Source organism: Gelidibacter sp. (assembly GCF_035577925.1).
Lineage (GTDB): Bacteria > Bacteroidota > Bacteroidia > Flavobacteriales > Flavobacteriaceae > Gelidibacter.
This window is the reverse complement of record NZ_DATJCY010000033.1, coordinates 1-4,408: the sequence shown is the minus strand read 5'-3', so window position 1 is coordinate 4,408 and position 4,408 is coordinate 1. Positions and strand designations below refer to the sequence as shown.

The 4,408-nt window shown below is 36.0% G+C and carries 3 protein-coding genes; all 3 read right to left on the bottom strand.

Going from position 1 to position 4,408, the window contains the following annotated elements:
• Positions 1–89: 89 nt before the first annotated feature.
• Complete coding sequence (locus VNJ50_RS00955) at positions 90–2,426, bottom strand: GH92 family glycosyl hydrolase (RefSeq protein WP_325578172.1); 2,337 nt, start codon at positions 2,424–2,426, stop codon at positions 90–92.
• Between the two features lie 240 nt (positions 2,427–2,666).
• Entirely contained in the window at positions 2,667–3,530 is an 864-nt protein-coding gene (locus VNJ50_RS00950) for a S1 RNA-binding domain-containing protein (protein WP_325578170.1), read from the bottom strand.
• A gap of 314 nt (positions 3,531–3,844) precedes the next feature.
• A partial coding sequence (locus VNJ50_RS00945; protein WP_325578168.1) for an alpha-L-fucosidase occupies positions 3,845–4,408 on the bottom strand: 564 nt, incomplete at its 5' end.

Here is a 4,408-nt window from a genome sequence, read left to right as displayed (position 1 = left end):
AAACGGATTTACATAATCGACCAGTTGTTGGGCGACAACTTTAATCGTGCCACAAAAAACCAAGAGTATTGTTAATAATCTGATGTTTTTCATTTTTTAAGTTTGTTATTTTCTGTGCTTAGTGAATAGGGCACATTCTCATCGGAAGCACCCCAATTTATGTTTGGCTTAGATCCCATATTAAATTCTAAAGTTCCTCCTTTTTGAAGATCATCAAAGTTTAAAAACGTGTTGTTGTATGGTTTTCCGTTCAATGTTGCACTTTGGATATACACATTTTTTTCTGAATTTTTTTTTGAAAAAATTTCAAAGATATTTCCGTTTTCCAATTGCAGTGTTGCTTTTTTGAACAGCGGACTTCCAATCACATACTCATCAACACCGCCCGGCGTTACGGGATAAAATCCTAAAGCGCTGAACACATACCACGCCGAAGTTTGTCCGTTATCTTCATCGCCGCAATAACCATCTGGGGTTGCTGCGTATAATTTGGCCATCACATTTCTAATTTTCTCTTGAGCTTTATACGGCTGATTGGCATAATTATATAAATAAATCATGTGTTGAATCGGTTGATTGCCGTGGGCATAATTTCCCATATTGACAATTTGCATTTCACGGATTTCATGAATGGTAAAACCATAATATGAATGGTCAAATTTTGGTGGCATTTCAAAAACCTCATCCAATTTGGCTACAAATTGTGTTTTTCCACCCATCAAATCGATCAACCCTTGAATGTCATGAAAAACCGACCAGGTATAATGTAAACTGTTGCCTTCGGTAAATGCATCGCCCCATTTTAAGGGATTAAACGGCGATTGGAAACTACCATCTTTATTTTTTCCACGCATCCAATTGGTCGATGGATCAAACAGATGTTTGTAATTCATGGCTTGCTTGTAATACTTTTTGGCAAGTTTTGTTTTGCCCATTTTTTCTGCCATTTTGGCAATAGTAAAATCAGCGTAAGCATATTCTAAAGTTCTGGCAGCATTTTCATTAACATCCACATCATAAGGTACGTAACCCAGTTTATTATAATACTCAAGTCCGGCGCGACCCACTGAATTTACAGGTCGTCCATCGGCAACGGTTGCATTTTTAAGCATGGCGTCAAACAAAAGTTCGGCATCCGGAACTTTTACGCCTTTTAAAAATGCATCTGCAATAATAGGTGCCGAATTGGAACCGATCATCACATCGCGATGTCCCGGACTTGCCCATTCTGGTAGCCAACCGGATTCTTTATACGTATTTGCCAAACCTTGCATGATTTTGCCATTCAATTCAGGATACATCATATTAAAAAACGGAAACACCGCTCTAAATGTGTCCCAAAATCCATTGTCGGTAAACATATATCCCGGCAATACTTTGCCATTATAAGGACTGTAATGCACCACGTTATTATTGACATCAAACTCGTAAAATTTACGTGGAAATAATAAAACACGGTATAAACTGGAGTAAAATGTTCTTATATTGTCAATATTATCATCTTCAATTTTGATTCTGCCCAACTCAGTTTCCCAAGCTTGTTTTGCTTTTGTTTTAGTATTTTCAAAAGTATCTGTTCCAATTTCTCTTGAAAGATTTAGCTGTGCTTGATCTAAACTAATAAACGACGATGCTACTTTTACATTAACAACTTGCCCTTTTTTAGTTTTAAATCCGATGATGGCACCTACGTGATCACCTTCGCTACTGGTCGAATTTTCGATTAATTGCCAACCGTCATTCCACGTGTGATTGAGTTCAAAATCGGTGTCAAATTGTGCTACAAAATAGTTATGGAAATTGTCAGGAACGCCGCCATTATTATTTCTGCAATAACCAATGATTTTGCGTTTTTCAGGAATAATTTTCACCATCGATCCTTTGTTAAACGCATCAAGAATAATATAAGAATTTTCAGATTCTGGAAACGTAAATTTAAAACTGGCGGCGCGTTCTGTTGGTGCCACTTCAGCAACCACATCATAATCGGCTAAATACACCGAGTAATGATATGGCGTTACCGTTTCTGCTTTGTGTGAAAACCAGGATTCGCGTTCATCTTCATTAAACTTCAAATCGCCCGTAACGGCCATCAACGAAAATGCCGCATAATCATTGACCCACGGACTTGGTTGATGTGTTTGTTTAATACCTCTGATTTTATTTTCGCGGTATTTATACGTCCAGCCATCGCCCATTTTGGAAGTCATCGGCGTCCAGAAATTCATGGCCCAAGGCGTTGCAATAGCGGGATAGGTATTTCCGTTGGATAAATCAAAAGCCGAATCTGTTCCCATTAAAGGATTCACAAAATCGACCAAATCCTTACTGGAAATATAGCTGTTGTTTTGAGCCTTGGCCATTGTTATGCTTAATAAAAAAGCAATCAAAATCATCCAAGCTTGTTTAAAAATCAATTTTCTCATCATTATTCAATTTTTTTGCTGAGGGCTTCACCACAGCCGTTTTGTTTGTTGGCGGGATTTAGGACGTAAGATCATTTGACTTATGAAAAAGGACAAAATACACTTCATTCCAACTATTATGTTATACGTTTTATGTCTTTATATCTTAAGCCTATGTTCTATTTATAAGCTCTTTCCTCTAATAAACAGATCAAATGCTTTTCATTTCACAAAAATCCTCAAACCGCATATTGTGTTTATTTATTTTATTACAAATTCACTTAACAATTTTAGGACAAATGCACTCTTTCTTATATTAATCTTAATCACTTCGCCATCTAGTATGTCTCCGTTTTTCAGACCCTTAAAGTAGGCCTTCACAGCAGATTTAGAATCCGGATACAGTATTTTGGTTATAGGAAAATAGGCCTTGTATTTATCCAAAACATAAAATTCCAGATAGCCATTTTCATTTTTTACAACTTTTATTTTTTGAATAGTGCCAATTAACGCATCCATTTCTCCATTGATCCATTTTGCTCGTTCTGGGTTATTCACCAGCACTGATTTCCCCTCCTTGTTTAATCCGTAATAAAATGTTCTAATTTTATCTCCTACCTTCCAATTTTCATAATCCATTTCATTTTTTAAGTTAGATCTATGGATCAAACCTAAAATTGAACCGAATCTCCAACTAAAATGCACTCCTAAATCCACAAAAAAACCAAATTTTACTTTACGCACTATAATACCTTGGTAGCTGGCCGCTTTAATAAAATGGGGTGTTCCAAATTTATGGACTGTTGCATCTATTTTAATCGATATGGGGTCATCTCCTGAAAAACTATAAATTTTACCACGGAAATAATTTCCCACAAGGGTAGCAGATATATGGTTCCAAAACTCTACTGTAGGATAAGACCAACAAAAATACTTATGACCAACATAAGCGAATAAACCTTTCACTTTTACAACAAATCCATTTTCTTTTGCTTCTACAATTTTGAAGGTAATTAATCTCTCATTTTCATAAGCCTCTTTTATATTCAAAAGCAAATCCTGAAGATAATCCCTATCGTTTTTTGGATCAAGATAGTATTCGATATTTTCATTTGTCTTCGCCAAGGTTCAATCATTTTCTAAACAACTGAGTTAATTTAAGTCTTTTTCTCTCTATTCTATCCTCTTTTAGATAAAGTAAAATTATAATTTACGACGTATGAAAAAATCTTCTTAATCAAAACGAATAAGTCATGCGTCTTACGTCTTCATGTCTTAAGTCTATTTTCTATGCTCTATACTCTTTAGCCAAACTGACATAAGACTGCACGACTTAGGACTTAAGACTAAGCACTTTTTATTTTCACAAAACCATCATACGTCTTATGTCCTTTAGCCTTACGTCTATGCTCTATATTCTATTTTCTTACTTCTCAACCCTAATTCATCTCCACCGCCTGACCATGTCCACGGTATAATTTTAAAGGACCTTCCAACTCCACTTCCAAAATAGTCACATTGGCATCCAAGTTTTCAGCTTTTGGTATTTCTATTCTTAAAATCCCAGGGATATTGTTCCAAGCTGCACCACCATTTCTTTCAAAAGTCAATTCTTGACCGTTGCCGACAACTTTGATGGATTTCACTTTATTTTGAATGCCTTTTAATGAAATGTAATTATTAGGCGTATCAAATAATGCCAAATAGATTTTGGTTTCGTCCTTACTCAATAAGGTTGGCCCATAAAAATGTCCGTAAGGCAAACCAGCTTTAGAATTAAATACCGCCGAGTCATGCTTATTAATCCATTCGCCCAATGCTTCCAAACGCTCCATTTCTGGATCGCCGATGGTGCCATCAGGTTTTGGACCGACATTCAATAATAAATTCCCTCCCGAAGCAATAACTTCAACAAAAGTCCGGATGATTTGTGAGATTGGCTTGTAATTGGTATCTGACGGAAAATATCCCCAATTATCGTTCATCGTCATACAAAATTCCCA